The sequence below is a fragment of the bacterium genome (assembly GCA_020440705.1).
Taxonomy (GTDB): Bacteria; Krumholzibacteriota; Krumholzibacteriia; order LZORAL124-64-63; family LZORAL124-64-63; genus JAGRNP01.
The window spans coordinates 1-652 of sequence record JAGRNP010000277.1 but is presented as its reverse complement, the minus strand read 5'-3'; the positions used below and the strand labels follow the sequence as shown (position 1 = coordinate 652).

The following is a 652-nucleotide window of genomic DNA, read 5'->3' as shown; positions in this document are numbered from 1 at the left end:
CTGATCGACCTCGTGCATGGCGGCCGCACAAAATGCAGAATCCGGTTTCTTCCATCGATCCGGTTCGATCGGGCGACGGACCGAAAGGTCGTTACGCGCGAAGCCGCCGCAGCAATCCGCGCGGCGTTTCGTGTTGAAATCATGGAGCGAGTCCGGGAGGACCGATCGGCTTATGTTCTTTCCGGCCGCCAGGTCGTATAAGCGACCTCAGCATGCCCGGATCGGGCGACGTTACACGAGGACCGGAAAGGCGTGAGCAAGGGGTCAAAGGCGGCGGGAGGCGGCTACGTCAAGTCCTACGGCTGCCAGATGAACGTCTACGACTCCTCCCGGATCGCAGGACTATTGGATCGCCAGGGTCACGCTGCGGTCGACACACCGGCCGAAGCCGAGGTGATCGTCCTCAATACCTGCCACATCCGCGAAAAAGCCGCCGACAAAGTGTTTTCGGAACTCGGCCAAATCCGGCAGATCAAGCATGAGCGCGCCGAGGCGGGGCGACCGCTGCTGATCGGCGTCGCGGGATGTGTCGCGCAGGCGGAGGGTGCCGAAATCCTGCGTCGCGAAGCTTCAGTCGATTTTGTTCTTGGTCCGCAATCCTACCATCGGTTGCCCGAAGCCCTCGAAAAGGCGCGACGCGGCGAACGTCCCC

The 652-nt window shown here is 62.3% G+C and carries 2 protein-coding genes; both read left to right on the top strand.

From position 1 onward, the window contains the following. Positions 1-201: hypothetical protein (locus tag KDM41_18360; GenBank protein ID MCB1185388.1), on the top strand; the 201-nt coding region annotated here is incomplete at its 5' end. Between the two features lie 108 nt (positions 202-309). Beyond that, a partial coding sequence (locus tag KDM41_18355; protein MCB1185387.1) for a tRNA (N6-isopentenyl adenosine(37)-C2)-methylthiotransferase MiaB occupies positions 310-652 on the top strand: 343 nt, incomplete at its 3' end.